At 45.4% G+C, this 21666-nt stretch carries 15 protein-coding genes; 8 read left to right on the top strand and 7 right to left on the bottom strand.

Annotated features, from left to right (window positions below; translation table 11 throughout):
* Positions 1 to 82: 82 nt before the first annotated feature.
* Positions 83 to 2041: a DNA topoisomerase (ATP-hydrolyzing) subunit B gene (gene gyrB / locus AC1DYT_RS00455; RefSeq protein ID WP_477459468.1), complete on the bottom strand. Its 1959-nt coding sequence runs from the start codon at positions 2039 to 2041 to the stop codon at positions 83 to 85.
* A 299-nt stretch (positions 2042 to 2340) separates the two neighbouring features.
* Between gyrB and AC1DYT_RS00450 the strand changes: the two genes are divergently transcribed.
* Both AC1DYT_RS00450 and AC1DYT_RS00445 read left to right on the top strand, forming a co-directional pair.
* The gene (locus AC1DYT_RS00450) at positions 2341 to 2937 is read left to right on the top strand and encodes an OmpH/Skp family outer membrane protein (RefSeq protein ID WP_477467698.1); all 597 of its coding nucleotides are present in this window, start codon (positions 2341 to 2343) and stop codon (positions 2935 to 2937) included.
* A gap of 124 nt (positions 2938 to 3061) precedes the next feature.
* Complete coding sequence (locus AC1DYT_RS00445; protein WP_477467697.1) at positions 3062 to 3532, top strand: nucleoside deaminase; 471 nt, start codon at positions 3062 to 3064, stop codon at positions 3530 to 3532.
* Between the two features lie 87 nt (positions 3533 to 3619).
* On the opposite strand, the gene kdsA is transcribed toward AC1DYT_RS00445, so the two are convergent.
* The 4 genes from kdsA to AC1DYT_RS00425 form a co-directional block, all read right to left on the bottom strand.
* Positions 3620 to 4399, bottom strand: a complete 780-nt coding sequence (gene kdsA, locus AC1DYT_RS00440; RefSeq protein WP_477467696.1) for a 3-deoxy-8-phosphooctulonate synthase — start codon at positions 4397 to 4399, stop codon at positions 3620 to 3622.
* On the bottom strand, positions 4386 to 5132 hold the full coding sequence (kdsB, locus tag AC1DYT_RS00435; RefSeq protein ID WP_477467695.1) for a 3-deoxy-manno-octulosonate cytidylyltransferase: 747 nt from the start codon (positions 5130 to 5132) through the stop codon (positions 4386 to 4388). Before kdsB ends, kdsA begins: the two co-directional genes overlap by 14 nt.
* A 6-nt stretch (positions 5133 to 5138) precedes the next feature.
* Positions 5139 to 6074, bottom strand: a complete 936-nt coding sequence (locus AC1DYT_RS00430) for a KpsF/GutQ family sugar-phosphate isomerase (RefSeq protein ID WP_477467694.1) — start codon at positions 6072 to 6074, stop codon at positions 5139 to 5141.
* A gap of 277 nt (positions 6075 to 6351) precedes the next feature.
* Positions 6352 to 7647: a nucleotide sugar dehydrogenase gene (locus AC1DYT_RS00425; RefSeq protein WP_477467693.1), complete on the bottom strand. Its 1296-nt coding sequence runs from the start codon at positions 7645 to 7647 to the stop codon at positions 6352 to 6354.
* A 595-nt stretch (positions 7648 to 8242) separates the two neighbouring features.
* Between AC1DYT_RS00425 and AC1DYT_RS00420 the strand changes: the two genes are divergently transcribed.
* From AC1DYT_RS00420 to AC1DYT_RS00400, 5 genes are all read left to right on the top strand, one after another.
* Positions 8243 to 9259 (top strand): hypothetical protein, encoded by a 1017-nt coding sequence (locus tag AC1DYT_RS00420; protein ID WP_477467692.1) that lies wholly within the window; start codon positions 8243 to 8245, stop codon positions 9257 to 9259.
* A 21-nt stretch (positions 9260 to 9280) separates the two neighbouring features.
* Positions 9281 to 12823, top strand: a complete 3543-nt coding sequence (locus tag AC1DYT_RS00415) for an alpha/beta fold hydrolase (RefSeq protein WP_477467691.1) — start codon at positions 9281 to 9283, stop codon at positions 12821 to 12823.
* 97 nt (positions 12824 to 12920) lie between these two features.
* Entirely contained in the window at positions 12921 to 13793 is an 873-nt protein-coding gene (locus tag AC1DYT_RS00410; RefSeq protein WP_477467690.1) for an ABC transporter ATP-binding protein, read from the top strand.
* Positions 13794 to 13797: 4 nt separating this feature from the next.
* The gene (locus AC1DYT_RS00405) at positions 13798 to 15375 is read left to right on the top strand and encodes a hypothetical protein (RefSeq protein WP_477467689.1); all 1578 of its coding nucleotides are present in this window, start codon (positions 13798 to 13800) and stop codon (positions 15373 to 15375) included.
* Positions 15376 to 15778: 403 nt separating this feature from the next.
* Positions 15779 to 19459, top strand: a complete 3681-nt coding sequence (locus AC1DYT_RS00400) for an ABC transporter permease (protein WP_477467688.1) — start codon at positions 15779 to 15781, stop codon at positions 19457 to 19459.
* A gap of 81 nt (positions 19460 to 19540) precedes the next feature.
* Here the strand turns inward: AC1DYT_RS00400 and AC1DYT_RS00395 are convergent, their stop codons facing one another.
* Both AC1DYT_RS00395 and AC1DYT_RS00390 read right to left on the bottom strand, forming a co-directional pair.
* Entirely contained in the window at positions 19541 to 19960 is a 420-nt protein-coding gene (locus AC1DYT_RS00395; protein WP_477467687.1) for an RNA-binding S4 domain-containing protein, read from the bottom strand.
* 16 nt (positions 19961 to 19976) lie between these two features.
* Positions 19977 to 20498, bottom strand: a complete 522-nt coding sequence (locus AC1DYT_RS00390) for a hypothetical protein (protein WP_477467686.1) — start codon at positions 20496 to 20498, stop codon at positions 19977 to 19979.
* A gap of 294 nt (positions 20499 to 20792) precedes the next feature.
* Here AC1DYT_RS00390 and AC1DYT_RS00385 point away from each other — a divergent pair, with 294 nt between their 5' ends.
* The gene (locus tag AC1DYT_RS00385; RefSeq protein ID WP_477467685.1) at positions 20793 to 21608 is read left to right on the top strand and encodes a 2,3,4,5-tetrahydropyridine-2,6-dicarboxylate N-succinyltransferase; all 816 of its coding nucleotides are present in this window, start codon (positions 20793 to 20795) and stop codon (positions 21606 to 21608) included.
* The last annotated feature ends 58 nt before the right edge of the window (positions 21609 to 21666 follow it).

The following is a 21666-nucleotide window of genomic DNA, read 5'->3' as shown; positions in this document are numbered from 1 at the left end:
TAAAAAAAGCCCCGCTCTTCTCAAAGCGGGGCTGAATATTAAAAGCATCTGCACATCTGTAATTTGCACATCTGCACATCTACTACGTGTCTATACGCGCATATTTAGCATTGCGTTCTATAAATTCGCGGCGCGGAGCCACTTCATCGCCCATCAGCATGCTAAAGGTGTGGTCGCACTCGGCGGCGTTTTCTATACTTACTTTTTTGAGGGTACGGTTAGCCGGGTTCATGGTGGTATCCCATAGCTGCTCGGCGTTCATCTCGCCCAAACCTTTGTAACGTTGTACGTGTACGCTATCTTCCTTGCCGGCACCCTTAAGGCGTTGGATAGCGGTATCGCGCTGCTCGTCAGTCCAGCAGTATTCAAACTCCTTACCTTTTTTAACCTGGTAAAGCGGCGGCGAAGCAATGTATATGTAGCCGTACTCTATCAGTTCTTTCATGTATCTGAAGAAGAAAGTCAGGATCAGCGTGGTAATGTGCGACCCATCCACGTCCGCATCCGTCATCACAACAATTTTATGGTAGCGCAGCTTGGCAATGTTCAACGCCTTAGCATCCTCGGGTGTACCAATGCTTACACCCAAGCCGGTGAACATGTTCTTTATTTCCTCGTTCTCATAAATTTTGTGCTCCATGGCTTTCTCCACGTTCAGTATCTTACCACGCAATGGTAATATCGCCTGAAACTCGCGGTTACGGCCCTGTTTAGCGGTACCACCCGCCGAGTCGCCCTCTACCAGGTACAATTCGCACAGTGCAGGGTCGTTATTGGCACAATCGGATAATTTACCCGGCAAGCCAGATCCGCTCATCACGCTCTTGCGCTGTACCATTTCGCGCGCCTTACGGGCAGCGGCGCGGGCAGTTGCAGCAAGTATAACCTTCTGCACAATCATTTTGGCTTCCCTTGGGTTCTCCTCGAGGTAGTTGCCCAAGATTTCGCCCACGGCAACGTTAACGGCACCGCTCACCTCGCTGTTACCCAGCTTGGTTTTGGTTTGCCCTTCAAACTGTGGTTCCTGTACTTTTACCGAAATAACGGCGGTTAACCCCTCGCGGAAGTCATCACCGGTAATTTCGATTTTCATATTTTTCAGTAAGCCGGATTTATCGGCATATGATTTCAAGGTACGGGTAAGCCCCATCCTGAAGCCGGCCACGTGTGTACCACCCTCTATGGTATTGATGTTGTTTACATACGAATGCACATTTTCGGTGTAGGTATCGTTATACTGAAAAGCCAGTTCAACCGGGATGCCTTGTTTAATACCTTCCAGGTAAATAGGATCCGGGATGATAGCCACGCGGGTACCATCCAGGTATTTCACAAACTCCCTAAGGCCGCCTTGAGAGTAAAACTCTTCGCTTACAAAAGTCCCATCGTCGTTGGTCTCACGCTCGTCCGTAAGCGTTAAGCGGATGCCCTTGTTCAGGAAAGCCAGCTCGCGTAAGCGGGTGGCTAAAGTATCGAACTTATACTCGGTGGTCAGCGTGAATATCTCCGCATCCGGTTGGAAAGTTTGCGTGGTACCTGTCCTGTCGGATACGCCGATTTCTTTTACCGGGAACAGCGGCTTACCGCGTTCGTACTCTTGCGTAAATATCTTGCCTTCGCGATATACAACCGTTTTCACGTGTACCGATAATGCGTTAACGCAACTTACGCCCACACCGTGCAAACCGCCGGAAACCTTATAGGTATCCTTATCGAATTTACCGCCGGCGTGCAGCACGGTCATTACAATTTCCAGCGCCGATTTTTGTTCCTTGGTGTTGATACCCGTTGGGATACCGCGGCCATTATCAACAACTGTAATAGAATTGCCTTTGTGAATAGTAACGTTGATGGTATCGCAATAACCGGCAAGTGCCTCATCTATCGAGTTATCAACCACCTCGTAAACCAGGTGGTGAAGGCCCTTAACACCCGTATCGCCTATGTACATCGAAGGCCTTTTACGTACGGCCTCTAAACCCTCTAAAACCTGTATATTATCTGCTGAATAATTCGATTTATCCTCTTTTTCTTCGCTCATAATTTATCTAAAACAATAACCACTCCGGGTGGAGTTTTAACAAGCAAAAATACGAATTTTACAGCATATATACACTATTCATAGTGCCCAAAAAGGTGCCCGCATTATGTTTTTTTTCAACATATCCCCCCTCTTTACCTGCATATCAATGTCGTTTACATAAGCTGCTTAGAAGCCTCGCCAAAAGAAATCTGCACATCTGAAATCTGTAATCCGCACATCTGCCTATTTGCACATCGGGCATTAGGAAACTTGTTGCGAAAGTTTATCTTTGTCAAAAATTTTTTTAGATAAACAGAATGAAAATCAAGGCTTCTATTGTTACGAAATCAGTTTTAGTTATTGCCATTGCCGCAGGATTAGCTGCTTGCAACCAAAATAAAACCGCTGATAAACCCGCCGCTGCCCCCGCTTCTACAGTGACCGGAACCCCCGAAATTGTTTACATCAACCAGGATTCGCTGGTTAGTCAATACGAGTATATCAAAGACATGAACAAGCGCCTGGAAGAAAAAGGCAAAGCGGCCAATAATGAGGTACAATCGGTCGGACAGGCTTTCCAACGCCGGTATGCCGATTACCAGAAAAGCGCAGCAACTATGCCTGCCGATCAACGTGCTGCTATTGAGCAGCAATTGCAGAAAAAAAATCAGGAGTTTCAGCAATTGCAGCAAAACGCCAGTGCACAGGTACAACAAGAACAGCTGACCGAAACCAACGCACTTTACGAGAAACTGGTAGCGTTTACCAAAACTTACGCTAAAGAAAAAGGCTATAAAATGGTGCTTACTTTCCAAAAAGGCAATACTACCGTTTTGTTTGGCGATGAAAGCCTTGATGTAACCAAAGACGTTATCAAAAGGCTGAACGAAGCTTACGCTAAAGACAAGAAGTAAATTTCAGATGGGCGGATTTCAGATGTGCAGATAAAACCTAACGCATATTTGGATAAGCAAATAAATATTAATGAAAACCCCGGCCATTGGTTGGGGTTTTTTAATTTATAGAGATCGCAAGAATATGAAACACGAGGAGTTTATGCAGATGGCTATCGACCTGTCTGAATACAACGTAAAGCAGGGATTGGGTGGCCCTTTTGGCGCCGTTGTGGTAAAGGATGGCATGGTTATAGCCCGTAGCGCCAATAAGGTGGTGCCCACTAACGACCCGACCGCCCATGCCGAGGTATCGGCCATACGCCTGGCCTGCCAGGAACTGGGTACGTTTAATTTAGAAGGCTGCGAAATATACACCAGTTGCGAGCCCTGCCCCATGTGCCTCGGTGCCATTTACTGGGCGCGCATCAGCAAAATATACTACGCCAATACCAAGGCCGATGCCGCTGCCATCGGTTTCGACGACCATTTTATTTATGATGAACTGGATTTGCCTATGGGTAAACGCAAGATGCCTTTTAAGCAGTTGATGCGCAATGAAGCACAGGGTGCTTTCAAGCTTTGGGATAATCTGGACGGGAAGACAGAATATTAAATACCGGCGGTTTGCGGTGAGGACACCGCAACCTTGAAATAATAAACAAAATGGCGGTGTCCTCACCACCATTTGCAAAGCAATCTATCAGCTAATTAACGACTTAATTAAGTCCTCCAAATCCGTTAAATAAAGCATGTTCGGGCCATCGCTGAGGGCGTGGTCGGGATCGGGGTGGGTTTCGATGAAGTATCCGCTTGCGCCAAAGGCACGGGCCGCGCGGGCCATATTGGGCACAAACTTGCGGTCGCCACCGGTTTTGCCGCCTGCACCGCCGGGGCGTTGCACCGAGTGGGTGCAATCCATACAAACGGGGTAACCAAAGGCCGTCATATCGGCAATGTTGCGGAAATCTACAACCAAATTATTATAGCCGAACGAGTTGCCGCGTTCTGTGAGGATAATCTGCTCATTGCCCGCCTCTTTCACTTTCTGCGCCGGGTAAAACATATCCTGTCCGGATAGAAACTGGGCTTTTTTAACGTTTACCACCTTTCCGGTTTGCGCTGCGGCTACCAGCAAATCTGTCTGGCGGCAAAGGAAAGCCGGTATCTGCAATATATCTACTACCTGGGCCGCTATGGCTGCCTGGTAGGGTTCGTGTATATCGGTAGTAACCTCCAGACCGAATTTCTCTTTTACGTTGTTCAGCATCTCCAGGCCTTTGTCTATGCCGGGGCCACGGTAAGCGCTGATGCTGGTGCGGTTTGCTTTATCGAATGAGGATTTGAACACCACGGTAACCGGGTATTTCGCTTTTATCTCTGCCACCTTATCGGCCACGGTGTAAAGCAATTCCTGGTTTTCCATAACACAGGGGCCAACAATAAAAAAGGGTTTTTCGGTAATGTCTTTATATAGTGCCATCGTCTTCTATTTTTTTACGTGCAAGCTCCAGGTCCTCGGGGGTATCTATCCCTTTTTCAAAGCCTGCAACTTCTATCATTTTAATTTTATATCCATTTTCCAGGGCGCGCAGCTGCTCCAGTTTTTCCGAACCTTCTAAAAAAGAAGGCGGCAATTGGATAAACTTAGCCAGGAACTCCGCCCGGTAAGCGTACACACCCATATGTTTTTTGTACAGCGAGGCGTCGGCTTCTTCTAAAACCTTATCGCGCGAGTAGGGTATCCTGAAGCGCGAGAAATATAGTGCGTAGCCATTAACATCCGTCACCACTTTTACCAGGTTGGGATTGTGCAATTCGTCCAACGTTTCTACGGGGGCGCAAACGCTGGCCATTTGAGCATCGCTTTGCCGCAGGGCGGCAATCAGCCGGTCTATAATATCGGCATCGAAGAATGGCTCATCGCCCTGTACATTCACTACGATATCGCAGGGAATGCGCTGCACAACCTCAGCAATACGGTCGGTACCGCTGGGGTGTTCTTCTTTGGTCATAAGCACGTTTGGCGTAAACGTTTTACAAAGATCGAACACCAACTGGCTATCGGCGGCTATCCAGACTTCCTGGTGTAGTTTGGCCTTGATGCAGGCCTCATACACACGTTGTATCACGGGTTTGCCGCCCAAATCCAGCAGTACCTTATCGGGCAGGCGGGTCGACTTCAGGCGGGCGGGTATTACAATTATCGCTTTCATATCGCTTTATGCCTGGTTGAATATCTGGTAAACTCCGGTTACTTTGCCTTCGTTATTTTGCACCAACAGGGTAGTTATCTTCCGCTCCAGCATAATGGCTTCTGCATCATAGACTAGCGTATCCGCCTCCACAGTAATAGGGTTCGGGTTCATGATATCCGAGACGGATAATTGGTTTATATCGGCATGCTTTAACAAGCCGCGGCGAAGGTCGCCATCGGTTATCACGCCTTGCACTTTATCTGCATTGCCTACTATTACCATGCCCAGTTTACCTTCAGACATGCGGATGATGAGCTGCGTAAACGTCGCATCGGGTTCCAAAAACGGCAGAGCATCGGTACGCATCAGGTCCTTAACCCTTACTAAAAGCTTGCGGCCCAGCCTTCCACCGGGATGGAAACGCGCAAAATCATCGGGACTAAAATCCCTTGCGGTCATCAGCGCAACGGCTAGCGCATCGCCCATTACCAAGGTTGCTGTGGTAGACGATGTGGGCGCCAGTTCCAGCGGGCAAGCCTCTTGCTTAATGCCTACGTTTAAGTGGTAAGTAGCATTTTGGGCGAGGGTTGAATTTGGGTTGCCAGTAATAGCTATGGATAAATTCTTGTGCCATTTCAAAAAAGGCACAAGCTTCAGTACTTCTTCTGTTTCGCCGGAGTAGGACAGGATGAGGATAATATCATGTTCGCCTACCATTCCTAAATCGCCGTGGAAAGCCTCGGCAGGGTGCATAAAAAAGCTTGGCGTACCAGTACTGGTAAGCGTGGCAGATATCTTTTTGCCGATATGCCCGCTCTTGCCCATGCCGCAAACCACCAGTTTGCCTTTACTTTGCAGGATAGCCTCTACCGCCTGCGAAAACTGCTCATCTATCATCGATGCTACGTGCTGCAACGATTCAATTTCGATATCAAATACTTTTTGGGCGATACTCTTCATTAGCTAAAAAGCGCGGGTATAATTTCGTGCAATAATACTCAAAAAACAAACATCAGCAGTGCAGTAAGCCGGCGCATGTCAATCAGGTGTTCCACTATATGTGTTGAACACCCTGTTTTTACATCTACTTAATTACCAGCACTTTAATAAAATAAGTGGAACACTTTGGAACACCCCTACTCTTTATATAAAATCCATAACATACTTATCACCAGCCGCTTAAATAAAATAGCAAAAAACGGTTAAAGCGCAATGAAACACTTACGCTTCATCATAATTATAAGCGCGCATCTACAATTCGGCGGTCTAAAACCGATTTGGTATCGTATATAACGCTGGCATCGCTCACGGTGATATTTTTATAATCCAAGGCCAAAAATTCACTGTGTGCTACCGCTAAAATAATAGCATCGTATTTTTTATCGATGGACGCAGTTAGTTCTATCTGGTACTCCTGCTGCACCTTCTCAGCATCGGCCCTTGGGTCGTACACATCTACATTCAGGCCGAAGGCTTTCAGTTCGGTATAAATATCAACCACCTTGCTATTGCGCACATCAGCGCAGTTTTCTTTAAAAGTGATACCCAGCACCAGCGCGTTGATGTTGCCTATATCGTGCCCCTTGGCCACCAACAGCTTGATTACTTTGCCCGCCACAAAGCTGCCCATCTCGTCGTTAACCCTACGACCGGAGAGGATCACCTGTGGCTGATAACCCAATGCTTCGGCCTTGTGCGCCAGGTAATAAGGGTCTACCCCTATACAATGGCCGCCTACCAGGCCGGGTTTGTACCTCAAAAAATTCCATTTGGTACCTGCGGCATCCAGCACATCATTGGTGTCGATGCCCATACGGTCGAATATCAGCGCCAGTTCATTTACGAAGGAGATATTCACGTCGCGTTGGGCGTTCTCTATCGCTTTGGAGGCTTCGGCCACTTTTATGCTGGGCGCTTTGTGCGTGCCTGCTGTAATGATGGAGGCGTACAAGGCATCTACCCTATCGGCAACTTCCGGGGTAGAGCCGCTGGTTACCTTCATTATTTTGGCCAGCGTATTTACTTTATCGCCGGGGTTGATGCGCTCGGGCGAGTAGCCCACAAAGAAACCCTCGTTATATTTTAAGCCCGAGGCTTGCTCCAATACCGGTACGCAATCTTCCTCGGTACAGCCCGGGTAAACGGTAGATTCGTATATGACTAAATCGCCGTTTTTCATCAATTTTCCGAGCATTTCGGAAGCTTTTAATAGCGGACCGAGATCGGGCGCTTTAAACTGATCTATTGGCGTTGGTACGGTGACGATGTAGGTATTGCAGCTACGCAATTCTTCGGTATCAGACGAGAATTTTAAGCCGGCATCGGCGGAATGTTTCAGCACCTGCTGCAGGTCGGCCATATTGGCTTCGTGGGTGCGGTCGGTACCGAGACTGAGCTCGAGGATGCGTTGCTGGTCGATATCGAAACCTAAAACGTTGTATTTTTTGGCGAATTCTATGGCCAGCGGTAAGCCCACATAGCCCAGGCCTATTATGGCAATTTTATGTTCCTCGCTCAGGTAGCTTTCTTTCATGTAGGTGATTTAACGCAATTCCGAGCATTTTGTGCGCAGGAGTGGTTATAAAAAGCGAAAATAAGGATAAAATCCTATATGTTATTTGGAGCGAAGAACAACCGCGAAAATGAATTTCGTGCAAAAATCAGTTGCGAAAATTTGCGCGTTTTTCTAATAATACGTCGTTTTTTTATTTAAAAGAGTCGCAAAATGTGGGCTGTTTGGCGGAAAAAATGATGTAAATATCAACTTTATAAGCGCAATATCGATGTTCTCTCACTCGAAATTGCTTGCTTAACGAAAGCAAACTGCTTTAAGTTAAGGAAAGTTTATTTCACGCAAAGATTTTTAAGCTGCTTGCTTTGCGGTGTTGGCAGCTTGGCGAGATAAAACCTTTACTTATGGCATCGCCCAACGCTCATCGGGGTAAGATTGCGGGAAGTGTTTGTTGGGAAGGCAAGGTTTTGCCCATTCCTGCTCATCTTGTTATAATATTTAATAAATAGATATAGTTGCTTTTGCAGATTATTATTTATTATTTTTAAAAAATAATAAGCCCGCTTGCAATTTTGATGGTTGCTTGTTTAGATAATTACCCTAATTAATAAAGATCATGAAAACAACCTTTTTGTTTTTATCGCTGCTTTTTGTAGCGGCAACCGGTTTAAAAGCGCAAAACCTTATTGCGGTTCAAGGCGGCACCAAGGCACCCAAGTTTTATACCAAACTCCCCGAAGCAATTGAAAAAGCTGTAGCCGGCGATACGGTTTATATCCCGGGTGGAAGTTTTGATGGCGTTTTAATTAACAAACGCCTTTGTTTAATAGGAGCCGGGCACAATCCGGATTCAACAAGTGCTACGGCAAGAACTTTAGTGCAAAGCATAACTTTAGATCCTGGTGCAGCCAAAGGTTCCATAACCGGACTCGTTGTACAACAACTCTACACAAATGGCAGTGTTAACACCTATACTATCTCACGTTGTAATGTCTTTTCACTTTATTTAGATAGAAGCTACACCGGCCTTGCAAACTTCACCATCAATGAAAATATCATAAGCCATTTGGCTGTTGGTGGTACTAATCATTTGATCACTAATAATATTTTTATAGTACAAGTCGGAACAAGTAATAATAGTCCAATAAACTTTAGCACTATCAAAAATAATATATTTCTGTTAGGGGCAACACCCAATTATATATACCCTCTCTATGCATCAAATTGCAATATTGAGAACAATATATTTGAAGTGGGGGCTGGTACACCTTATGTATCTAGCAGCACTCTTTTTAATAATTTTAATGGTGGCGTAAATGGCTCCACGGGAGATAACCAAGGTAGTGGCAATATTTTAACCACAACCCCACTAAAATCAATCTTTGTATCGTACGACCCTACTAAGATCAGCGGCGATGGTATTTATAAAGCCAATTTTGCTATCCGTTCAACATCGTCCCTAAAAAATGCCGGCCGCGACGGTACGGATATGGGCATCTATGGCGGCATCTTCCCATGGAAGGCGGGCTCTATCCCTTTTAACCCGCATTTTCAAAATATACAGGTGGCGCCCAAAACAGATGCTAACGGTAACCTGAGTGTCCATATCACTGTAAAGGCACAAGATAATTAACAACTGATTTAAAGGGACTTAATGATGAAGACCGTTGCCATCAGAAAATTCAGCTATTTTTCTATTGCAGTTTTTGTGCTGTCTTTTTTTGTGGCGACACCCGGCTTTGCGCAACGGAATACGCCGTATCCTATTATTTTTATTCATGGAATAAATTCGGATAATACTACCTGGCAACAAGACGGGCCGGATAATGATGTAATAGATTATTTGGAAAAGGCAGGCCTTACTAATGGCTTGAATTTAAATATCTGTTTAAACTATGCAAGAAGCGAAACATCATTTAGCGTAAGGAAGGAAGATGACGTTGTATTGTTTACTAAAAACCCTCCGAAAGCAGATTTCTATACGATAAACTTCAGCGTCCGGTCAAATGGCGAAAGTGTGGGAACCGTTTCGCCTAAATTTGACAACATAGTGGTTTTTTCGAGCACGGCAACATCATTTAAAATAGACGATCCAGCACAATTCCTGGTTGGAGATATCATAAGGATTGGTGCGGAATATATGAAGGTGACAGGCCTTACTGGATACACGTTGTCGGTAAAGCGGAGCATCTTAAAATCGGTTGCACTACCGCATTTTGTACATGACTCCGGTTTAAATTTATCTCTCGAAAGCAATCAATCGTCAATTGCTAAACAAGCCTATGGCCTTAGTTTAGCGATAGATTCGATAAAGCATAAAACGGGAGCGAACAAGGTTATATTAGTGGGCCATTCCATGGGTGGGCTGGCTGCGCGCGAGTATATCCAATCATACAGCAATAACGATGTAGCAAAGCTTATCACAATCGGCACCCCCCATAAAGGCGCAGACATAACCAAAGCGCCGGATTTTTTATTGAGTTGGCCAGGCGTTGATGGCCAATCTGACGCAGTAAGAGACTTGAGGGCCACGTTTGACAAAGCTTTTAGTACGATATCCGGCCTTTATTTGTTTGGTAACGGTGTTACAAGCGAAAGTACGATTCCCGATCATTATTATACTAAGGACGTTAATGGAAATGGCGGAGAAAATGACCTGATTCAAGGATTAAATCTTGGCCGTGGATTTAACAAATATGCTGATATACCAAGAACCTGGATAGTATCATATTACAAACCGCCATTTCCCTTTCTTCCATCGGGTGATGATGGAATAGTATCTATTTTCAGTCAACGCCTTGATGAAAGGGATACATTGATGACCAATAGGTTCCATATAACTCTAAAATTTGCGGGAGTGGTGGGCGAATCGTTAGATTATTATAATTTACTCCGCGGCCTCGATGAACCCAATAAGCCTGTTTCCGCTTATGAAGTAGGGATTAATAGCAGGATAAAAGGTTTTATAACTTATGGGAAAGGTGTCCCGGGTATTCCGGAGAATCCACGAGATACTGACGTTTTCAAAATAGTAATAAAAAGCCTTTCTACAATTACCGTAAATGTATCGGCACCTGAATTTACCGGGATAAAAAGTATTCGCCTTTTGAATAAGGATGATGCCCCCCCGCAACGCCAATCATTTAGTGTTAATCATGAGGTCCCGGACGTTCTTAATCCCGGCGAATATTATATACAAGTAATAGGGCAGGCACAACATGGCGACCGCAACAGTGTTCCCGTTTATAAATATGCGTCTTATAACTTCCCGTATACTTTAACTATCAAGACAACTCCTGTCGCCAAGCCCCAATTCTCCGTCTCGCCGGATGCTACCCTGCCTTTTTATGATGTGGTGTTAGGCAAAACACGCGATAAGGTTATCACATTATCCAATACGGGTTCAACACCATTGTCAATTACAAGCATGGCAATAGCAAATACAACCCAATTTACGGTATTGAGCCCAACTGCCTTATCAATCGACCCTGGAAAAAGCCAAGATGTAACTATAAGGTACGCCCCTAAAACTTTAGGCGCGCGCAAGAATATTTTAACTATCACCAGCAATTCGGCAGAGAACCCTGTTAAATCAATTGAGTTAAGGGGCACTGCGGTAGATCATGCAACAAAAACGCTGATAATTACAAACGATGTTTCGTTCAATTATGGCGATGTAAATATCACTTCCTTCAAGTTTAATGCATTTACCCTCCAAAACACAGGGTCAGATTCGCTCACGGTGTCGGCCTTGTCTATCACCGGCCCAGGTGCGTCTTCCTTTAAGGTTGCAACCACACTCCCCTTCAGCCTGCAACCGGGCAAAACCAAACAGATCACCGTTAGGTTTTTACCCACAACCATCGGTGTAAAAAATGCCGCGCTGGTTATAAGCAGTAATTCGAACACGGCACCCGAGCACAGCATCGCCCTTTTTGGCAACGGCACTAACAGCATTTACACGGGTATAGGCGGCAGCCTGATTGCATACGAATATTGGTTTGATAACAACTACGCAGCAAAAGTGAGCGCCGCCTCCGGAATCGAAAACTTTGCCGGCCTTAGCGCCAGTTTCTCCACAGATGGGCTCGCTATTGGGACACACGCACTAAACCTGAGGTATAAAGATAAAAAAGGCGGGTGGAGCGCGGTGATAAGCAACACATTTTACAAATCCCCGCCATTGCCAACCGGCGAGCGCAACCTGGTGGTGTACGAATATTGGTTTGATAACAGCTACTCAAAAAAAGTAACAGACACCATTACCGCTACAAAAATTTCGGCTATAAACAGCGTTGCAGATACTAAACTTTTAGCCGCCGGTGTGCATACTTTGTATGTGCGTTATAAGGACAACAACAACGTTTGGAGCAGCATAATCGTCAAGGTGTTTAATAAAATGCCTGTTGCCCCCGCAGGGCAAAGGAAAATAACATCATACGAATATTGGTTTGACGGCAACTACGCTGCAAAAGTAGCTGTCCCCCTCAGTGCATCGCAAAGTATCGATATAAACGTCGAAGCGAATGCGGTTTCATTACCGGTGGGCGCGCATATTTACCATTACCGTTATAAAGATAATCTAGGTGTATGGAGTAGCGTGGGCAGCAGCAATTTCTATAAAATTAAACCGGGGACAGGGCAGCCCGGTGTATTAACCGCCTACCGTTACTGGTTTGATGCCGACGATGCACATAAAATAACAAAGCTCCTATCGGCCCCAAGGGCTTTAGTTAAACTATCCACTTATATAAATACGTCTAAGCTAAGCAATGGGCAGCATACCATTTACCTGCAGTTTAAAGATGCGGCCAACGCCTGGAGCGCCGTTACAGGAAATACTTTTATGGTAGCTACTGATACGCCAATACTTAAAACAACTGCGCTCAACATCAACAGCAACCCGTTTACACAGGAATTTATAAACAGGGCAGATACCATAAATACGTCGCGAAGCGTAGTAGCCTACCCTATTCCGTTTCAGGATGTGTTAAACGTTAATTTAGGGAGTAAAAGCGTCAAAAGCGCACTGGTTAAAATATATAACGCAACCAGAGGCGCCCTTGTATTCAGTACCGAATTCCATAATGTTTCTGGCAGCATATCGCTCAACGTTTCAAATTTGCCTACCGGAGTTTACGCCCTTCACCTGAATTTAGATGGATGGCAGAAAGTAATAAAAATATGGAAAAAATGATTCCCGAATGAGGTAACCAATGTTACCTGTGTTTATTTTCTGCTTCATGTAACATCACCGCGCACGCCTATGTCATAGCAGCACTCATTTTCAAACTATGGCATTAGAAATTAAGGGGCTTACCAAGCAATATAACGCAACTAAAACCGGGTTATCAGATTATTCCATCACCATTGATAAAGGCATATTAGGTTTACTTGGCCCTAATGGTGCCGGTAAATCAACCTTGATGAAGATAATTGCCACCATTAGCCAGCCTACCCGCGGCACTATACTTTTAGATGGGGTAGATATTGTAAGCAACCCTAACTTCATCCGCAAAGTATTGGGCTACCTGCCACAGGATTTTGGCGTTTACCCCAATTTAAATGCCTATGAATTTTTAGAATACATTGCGGCCATGAAAGGCGTGGGTGGCAGGGATCTGCGCCGGCGCATTGATATGCTGCTGGAAGGTGTTAACCTGACAGCCGATGCCAAAAAGCCCATCGGCACCTACTCGGGCGGCATGAAACAACGCGTTGGCATTGCGCAAGCCCTCCTAAACGACCCTAAGGTGCTCATATTTGACGAGCCCACGGTGGGCCTCGATCCGGAAGAGCGGGTTAGATTCAGGCAACTCATCAGTGAGATGGCTGATGATTGTATCATTATTCTTTCATCGCACATCGTATCAGATATTGAAACCATTGCCGATGAAGTAGCCATTATGCAAAGTGGCAAACTTATTACCAAAGGTTACCAGCACGATATTATTGAACAGGCCAAGGGACGGATATTTGAAGTGCTTTTAGAGAGTAGCGATGTAGCAGCATTTAAAACAAAGTACAAGGTTATTGATACCAGCCGCCAAAAGGACCGTACCCGGGTACGATACATTAGCACCGACACGGCTAACGTTGCTGCATCCAAACCTGTAGATGCCGGTTTAGAAGATGCCTACCTATTGTTAACGCAACATAACGCTTAAGCCGATGCAATACATTTACAGCATTGTAAAAGCCGATTACCTGCAGCGTACCCGCAGCTATGCCTTTTTACTTACACTGGCTATTACCATTTATGTGGCCTACCTCTTTGTACCGCCTGTAAGCGCTTCGTACACAACTTTGAGCGCTGTTGGGTTCAAAAGTGTTTATAACGCCGCATGGGTTGGCTATATATCAGCCACCATGACAGCTGTCATGCTATCCTTTTACGGTTTCCTGCTGGTAAATAACAGCATTAAAAGAGATATCGATACCGAAGTAGGTTTAATTATTGCGGCCACGCCTATTTCTAATTTCAGCTACCTGCTGGCCAAACAACTGAGCAACTTTGTTGTGCTTTGCACCATTGCCGTTTGCACGTTTGCGGTAAGCATACTCATGTTCTTCCTGCGCGGGGCCGGGTATCCGCTTGTTCTGGCTCACTTTATATTACCTTACTTGCTTTTTGTATTGCCGGCCATGTTCCTGGTAGCTGCATTAGCGGTAGTGGCCGAAGTATTTTTAGGGAAGCGCAGCATCCTGCAATTTATCATATACTTCTTCCTTTGCGGGGCTGCGCTCTCTTCGCTTAATACCAAAAGCGCAGAGCCTCCCAGCGGCTTTCTCGATCCTTTTGGTTTAAGCCTGGTTACAGGCAGTATTAAAAGCGAGATAAACGCCCGGTTCCATCAACATATAGAGCAGGTATCATTCGGGTTTATATTTAGCAAGCGCCGGCCCTTTCAGTTAATCACCTGGAACGGCATCAACTGGACAGCTCTTTTTATTTTTAGCCGCTTGCTGTGGATGAGTTTTGCGGTAGCGCTGGTTTACCTTTCCTCTTTCTTTTTTCACAGGTTTGATTTTAAGAAAGCAGCAGGCAAAAAGAAAAAGCAGGCAGCGGTAATGCCGCATGTTGAAGGATTCACCGCTATTCCCGCTGGTATAAGTAGTGCTTTGTTGCCACCGGTTGTATTTAATTACAGCATAGTTCCCTTTATCAAAACCGAGTTGTTATTGATTATAAGACAAGGGAACAAATGGTTGTGGTTGCCTAGTATAGGCCTAAGCATAAGCATGCTTTTTGCGCCATTACCTATAGCGTCTTTGTACCTGCTCCCGGCTTTGTGGTTTTTACAGGTAACGCGCTGGTCAGAATTGGTAACGAAGGAAAAGACTAACCGCCTCCATTACTTCACTTACGCATCTTACAAACCCTTACAACGGATGTTACCCGCCCAAATCATAGCCGGTTTCTTGTTAGCTATTGCACTGGCGTTCCCACTGGTGTTGCGATACGTTATAGTGATGGATGGCTTATCAATCATCAACCTCATCATTGGGGCCTTATTTGTGGTTTCGCTGGCCGTGGGCACGGGTATTTTGAGTGGCGGCAAAAAACTATTCGAGGTTATCTTTTTCCTGCTCACCTATGCCATTGTGAACGGCATAGCATTTGCCGACTACCCGGGCAGCCTGCCAATGCATCATAACCTGGCTTTCACCGGCATTCTTTCCGCTATTATTTTGGCCTTATTGCTCACTAGTTTTGCGGCGAGGAAGTACCAGGCAGGGCATTTGTAAGGAATCTTCTGCGCATGGATTGTCTTTGCATATCCAATGCATGCGCCGGAGATTCCCCAATATCGCTTTTACACATCTCCCTCCCGCATCAATTCGGGATGACAACGTGGTAGTATTTGTCCTTCTTTCCCCTCCTCCGGTTTCTCAAAAAAAATATCCGTAAGGTCATCCGTTTCGCGGCGGTCGCGTTTGGTGGGGTGGCCGGTACCATCTCACTTGCAAGGCTGTTACTGGTGCCTCGCCGGGTTCGTGCTTAAGTATATCAAGTCACTAAATGCGCCTAACTTTACCTAAAAAGATTTGGTCATCAGCCCTCCAAAACCGCACGCCTTATCGTTCGGTTTTGTTACAATAAAAATCAAACCCACCCAGACAATATATTAATTTACAGTAATTTATAACTTTGGAACAGCAATTGACGTTTTTGACTTACTTGAATCCATACATATTCCATATAAACCTGTACGACCTACTGTTCCTCGGAACAATTTTTACCGGGCTTACTTTTGCCCTGCAATTATTGTTTGCCAACAGGCCGGGGCGAAACGCAAACCTTTTCGCCGGCCTGGCCTTGCTCATCGTCGTTATGCATTTGGTTTGGGTGCTATGTATAGATATCGGTTTAAGCGCCTACTTCCGCCAATGGAGCCGGCTTCCGCTAAACTATTTGTCGGCACTCGGCCCCATGATCTATTTTTGGGTACGCAAAATAACCCCGCCTGGGTACAAATCCGGACAGAAGGATTTATTGCATTTGAGCCCCTTACTGCTGCAAGTCGGCGTTTGGGCACTGGCGGTGAAAGAAAGCATAGCAACGGGCGCGGCCACCTATGATACCCGCATCTTTGGGCTGTTGAATCCGGCCTTGCAGGTACTGATATTTTTTTCGGTTATCATCTATATATACCGCGCGCATAGGCATATAAAAACCTACTATCAACAACTAAAATTTAACGGGGGCGATCGGTACCGCAACAAGCTACGGTGGCTGCATAGCCTGATAAGGGGCTTCGGCATCATATGGTTGCTATGGATACCTTACGCTATTGCTTCCTTTTATCATCGCAGCCCCCTTGCCGTGCATGCTTGCTATATCTTAAACCTGCTATTGGCAATAATGATGATCCGGATAGCCATTGCCGCATTTTTAAAACCTGAAATTGTGGTATCTGCCCAGGCAGCCCCGGTAGCAAAACCAACCATCCCGGCAGATTTGAAGCAAAAAGGCATCCGGCTAAAAAAAGCCATGGAAGCCAGGGGGCTTTACCGGGATGCCGATTTAAGTTTAAGTTCGCTCGCCGTGTCGCTGGATATAAATGCGCACGATCTGTCCCGAACCATCAACGTAGCCCTCAAAAAGAATTTCAATGATTTCGTTAATGAATATCGCATTATAGAGGTTACCCGTAAAATGCAGGACCCGGCTCACGACCACCTAACGCTGCTGGGCATAGCGTTCGAGTCGGGGTTTAATTCAAAAACTACCTTTAACCGCACATTTAAACAAATGACCGGTAAAAGCCCTGCGGAATACAAATCTGAACTGAAAAAAGAGCGACCATATTATAATTCGGAGCGACACCCGGCAGCTGCGAGGGTAATTTCGTATCGTAAAACCACACCAATGTGGGCAAACGAGAAATTAAACCGCAGTTATATGTTCAAAAATTATTTCAAGATCGCCTGGCGCAACGTTATGCGCAATAAAAGCTATGCTACAATCAATGTTACCGGCCTGGCTATAGGTATCGCAGCATGCCTGCTCATTTTCCTGATGGTGCAATTCGAAACAAGCTTCGATAACTTCCATGTTAATAAAAACAACATATACCGCGTGCTTACAGTAAACAGCGGCCCTGATGGAACAAACGCCAACGCCGGGACGCCAATGCCGTTAACCGAGGGCTTGAAGCTAGACTTCCCGCAAATAAAGCAGATGTCGAACATCATGCTGAACGACGGTGCACATTATTCTGTTGGAGGGAGCGATGGGAGCGATGTAAAGAAATTTAAGGAGGATGTTTCTTATTATGCCGACCCTGCATTTTTCAGGATATTTGATTTTAAGTGGCTTGCCGGAGATAAAAACAGTGCTTTAGCAGAGCCGAATACGATAGTACTATCCCGTGATGAAGCCGACAAGTTCTTTGGCGATTGGCACACGGCGATGGGGAAAATAGTGCGGCACGATAATAAACGCGATCTTAAAGTGACCGGCATCATTGAGAATACGCCGGCAAATACCGACTTCCCGATGAAAGTGGCCGTATCATGGTTGACGCTAATTGGGAAAGGAGGCGATTTTACCAACAATGCAAAAGACTGGATAAGCACCTTCAGCGACAAGAATTGCTATATTATTTTACCGGCAGGCACGGATGTGAAACGGTTTAATACCAACCTTGCAGCATTCGCAAAAAAGCATGTGCCCCCGCCCTACAATAAAAACCAGATCTTTCAATTACAGGCACTGAAAGATATGCATTATAACACCGCGGTAGGTGTTTACGGCCGTCACCCCTTTGGTAAGGAGCTCATCAATGTAATCAGTTTGATTGGCTTGTTCCTGCTGATTATCGCCTGCGTTAATTTTATCAACCTGGCCACCGCACAGGCCGTAAACCGATCGAAAGAGGTTGGCATCCGCAAGGTTTTGGGCAGCAACCGCTACCAATTGCTGCTGCAATTCATCAGCGAGACATTGATCATAACGTTATTTGCCGTTATACTTGCTTCCATAATTTCATGGCTTACGTTGCCTTTGTTGAATAACCTGCTGGAAATACAGCTGAGCGGCGGTTTCCTGGCAGACCCATTAGTAATCTCATTTTTAGCCGGTGTACTTATTGGGGTTACCTTACTGGCGGGTTTTTACCCGGCCCTCGTACTATCCGGGTTTAACCCAATCGAGGCTTTAAAAAACAAAATCAAAGCCGGAAGCTCGAGCGGGATATCCCTGCGTAGGGTATTGGTGGTAACACAATTCTGTATAGCGCAGTTCCTGGTTATCGGCACCCTGGTATTGATATACCAGATGAATTATTTTAAAAACAAATCGCTCGGGTTTAATAAAGATGCAGTGATTACTGTGCCTGTCCCGGCAGACAGCATTAGCCGGACAAGGATAAATGCGCTGAAAGATGAGCTTCTACAGCAACCGGGGATAAAAGATATAAGCGTTAGCTTATACGGCCCGGCTGACAACGGCGGTTGGTTTAGCGACTTTAGGGTTGACAATGCAGCGAAGCCTGTCGATTTTAACGCGAGCCTGAAATGGGCCGACCCGGAATATTTCAAATTATACGGTATGCAATTTGTAGCAGGGGGGCCATACGCTAAAACGGATACTATATCAGGGTATGTTGTTAATGAAACTTTAATACATAAACTGGGCATTACCGACCCCAGGCAAGCTATCGGCAAATACATTATGTTATGGGACGACCAGAAAAAGAAGGCGCAGATAACAGGTGTGGTGAAGGATTTCCATTCGGAATCGTTGCGATATGCCATCCCGCCTGTATTGATGGCTCCATGGAAAATCTATTATCAAAAGTTAAATATCAAAGTGCAACCCACTAATTTAAGCCAAACGCTGGCGAGCGTGGCAGGTTTATGGAACAAAACCTACCCGGAGGGCGTATATGAATACCAATTTCTGGATAAAACGGTTGCTGATTTTTATAAAAACGAGGACCAACTATCCACACTCTATAAAGTATTTGCCGGTATAGCCATATTTATATCCTGCCTTGGCTTGTACGGCCTGGTATCATTTATGGCTTTACAACGCATTAAGGAAGTGGGCATACGTAAAACGCTGGGCGCATCTGTGGGGAACATCGTTTACTTGTTTTCGAAGGAATTTACAGTGCTTATTGTAGTAGCATTTGTGATATCAGCTCCCCTCGGTTATTATTTCATGGATCAATGGCTGCAGGATTTTACTTATAAGATTACCATCGGTCCCGAAATATTTATTGTAGCGATACTTACATCTGTAGCAATAGCCTGGGCAAGCGTAGGATACAAGGCGATAAAAGCATCACTGGCTAATCCCACAAAGAGCTTGAGGAGCGAATAATTTTTTGGCGGGAACATTTAGAGATAATCAGATTTGGCAACTTTTTGAAAGTTGTCAAATCTTAAGGGGTTTTATTATCACCTAATTCTCTTTCGTTTCCTCCTCCGGCTTCTCGAAGAAATTATCCTTCAGGTCGTCGGTTTCGCGGCGGTCGCGTTTGGTGGGGCGGCCGGTGCCGCGGTCGCGTTTCAGTACCGGGGCATGGAACATCGATTTGAAGGCCGTGGTTTGCTCTACCGGGGTAATGTCCTGGTAGTAATCAACGGCTTTTTTGGCATCGACCCGGTTCTCTAATAAACCGGCTACAAGTATCACTTTCCGGTCGGGGCCTTTAGATATCTGGTAGGTTTCGCCCGTCTTTACCTCGTGCGATGGTTTGATGTTGGTACCGTTGAGCTTTACGCGGCCCGCCTTGCAGGCATCAGATGCCAGCGTACGTGTTTTATACATGCGGATGGCCCACAGGTATTTATCAATTCTTAGTTTTTCTTTTTCGGGCATAATAATTTGCTAAGTACTAGTATTCTTCTTTCCCGGGTATAAACTCCGAGATGAGGAAGTTGTTGAACAATTTATTTTTAGTGGTATGTTCATTCAGGAACGCGCAGTATAACGTTAATCTGCCGCCTTTTGCAACCTCTTTGCGCAATTGCGGCAATAAATGTTTCTGTATAGGCATCCATATTTGCTGTAGGCCTACTTTCATCAACACAACCGAATCTACAAGGGTTGCTACCTGATTAGGATCTCTTTGGTTAAGGGTAAAAACCCGTTGCATCGACTGTATCGCTTCCACATCAACCGGTTGCACTTTCCCTAAAAAGGTTGCTTTAAAACGATAACTTGCCATCCTGACGTAATAAGGCGCTATTTTCGGGTTTTTTTCCACGCTTGCCGCGTATTGTCGCTCTACTTTCAAAAGAGCGGCTATATCTTGCTTTGGATAGTTCTTATTCCAGGTTTTCCAGATATCTTCATCGGTCTGTGCTTGGGCGCAGTACGTTAGGCAAGTAAATATGATTGAAAAGTATAATTTCATTTATTAAGATTATAGAGAGGCAGTATCAAAAATAAAACGCAAAATTGAACAACAAAATAAAAACTGGCCGAAACACTTCTTTGTGACCTTTGTGCAAAAATCTTAGCGCCCTTTGTGTTTAATTTTACCACAAAGATTCACAAAGGGAGGAACACAAAGAGCACAAAGCTGATTTTATTCGAATAATTTTCTAAATAACCTTATGATACAACCTTAGAAGCCTGGCAAGTACAATTATCTCAAACAAATCTCCCCAAAAATCCTTTAATTTGGCAAAATTTATTTCGTACCTAAATGATCGATCTTAAAAAAATGATTGAAGATGCCTGGGAAGACAGGAACCTTCTGAATTACAGCGAATATACCAATGCCATCGAAACCGTAATCGAACGCCTGGACAAAGGCGAGATACGCGTTGCCGAACCAATCGGTAACCGTTGGCATACTAACGACTGGATAAAGAAAGCCGTTATACTATACTTCCCTACCCGGGAGATGAAAGAAATTAAAACGGGCCCTTTCGTTTTCCACGACAAAATGGCCCTGAAAACCAACTATAAAGAACTTGGCGTGCGCGTGGTGCCACATGGTATTGCCCGTTACGGCGCGTACCTGGCCAAAGGTGTTATCATGATGCCATCGTACGTAAACATTGGCGCATATGTAGATGAAGGCACCATGGTTGATACCTGGGCAACCGTAGGTTCGTGCGCGCAAATTGGCAAGCACGTACACCTGAGCGGTGGCGTAGGCATAGGCGGCGTGCTGGAGCCTGTGCAGGCTGCTCCGGTTATCATCGAAGATAACTGTTTCCTTGGTTCGCGTGCTATTGTTGTTGAAGGCGTGCATGTAGAACGCGAAGCGGTTTTAGGCGCTAACGTGGTTTTAACCGCATCTACCAAAATCATCGACGTTACCGGCCGCGAGCCGATTGAATATAAAGGCCGCGTGCCTGCCCGTTCGGTAGTAATACCAGGTACTTACGCCAAAAAATTCGCAGCCGGCGAATACAATGTGCCTTGCGCATTGATCATCGGCACCCGTAAAGAATCTACTGACAAAAAGACATCGCTGAACGATGCTTTGAGGGAGAATAATGTAGCGGTGTAATTAGATTTGAGATGTGAGATATGAGATTTGAGACCGAAATTGTGTTAAACAGAAGTGA

The organism is Mucilaginibacter sp. P1_D10 (assembly GCF_056406215.1).
Note: the sequence above shows the minus strand (reverse complement) of the source record. Positions and strands in the feature narration are given on the sequence as shown.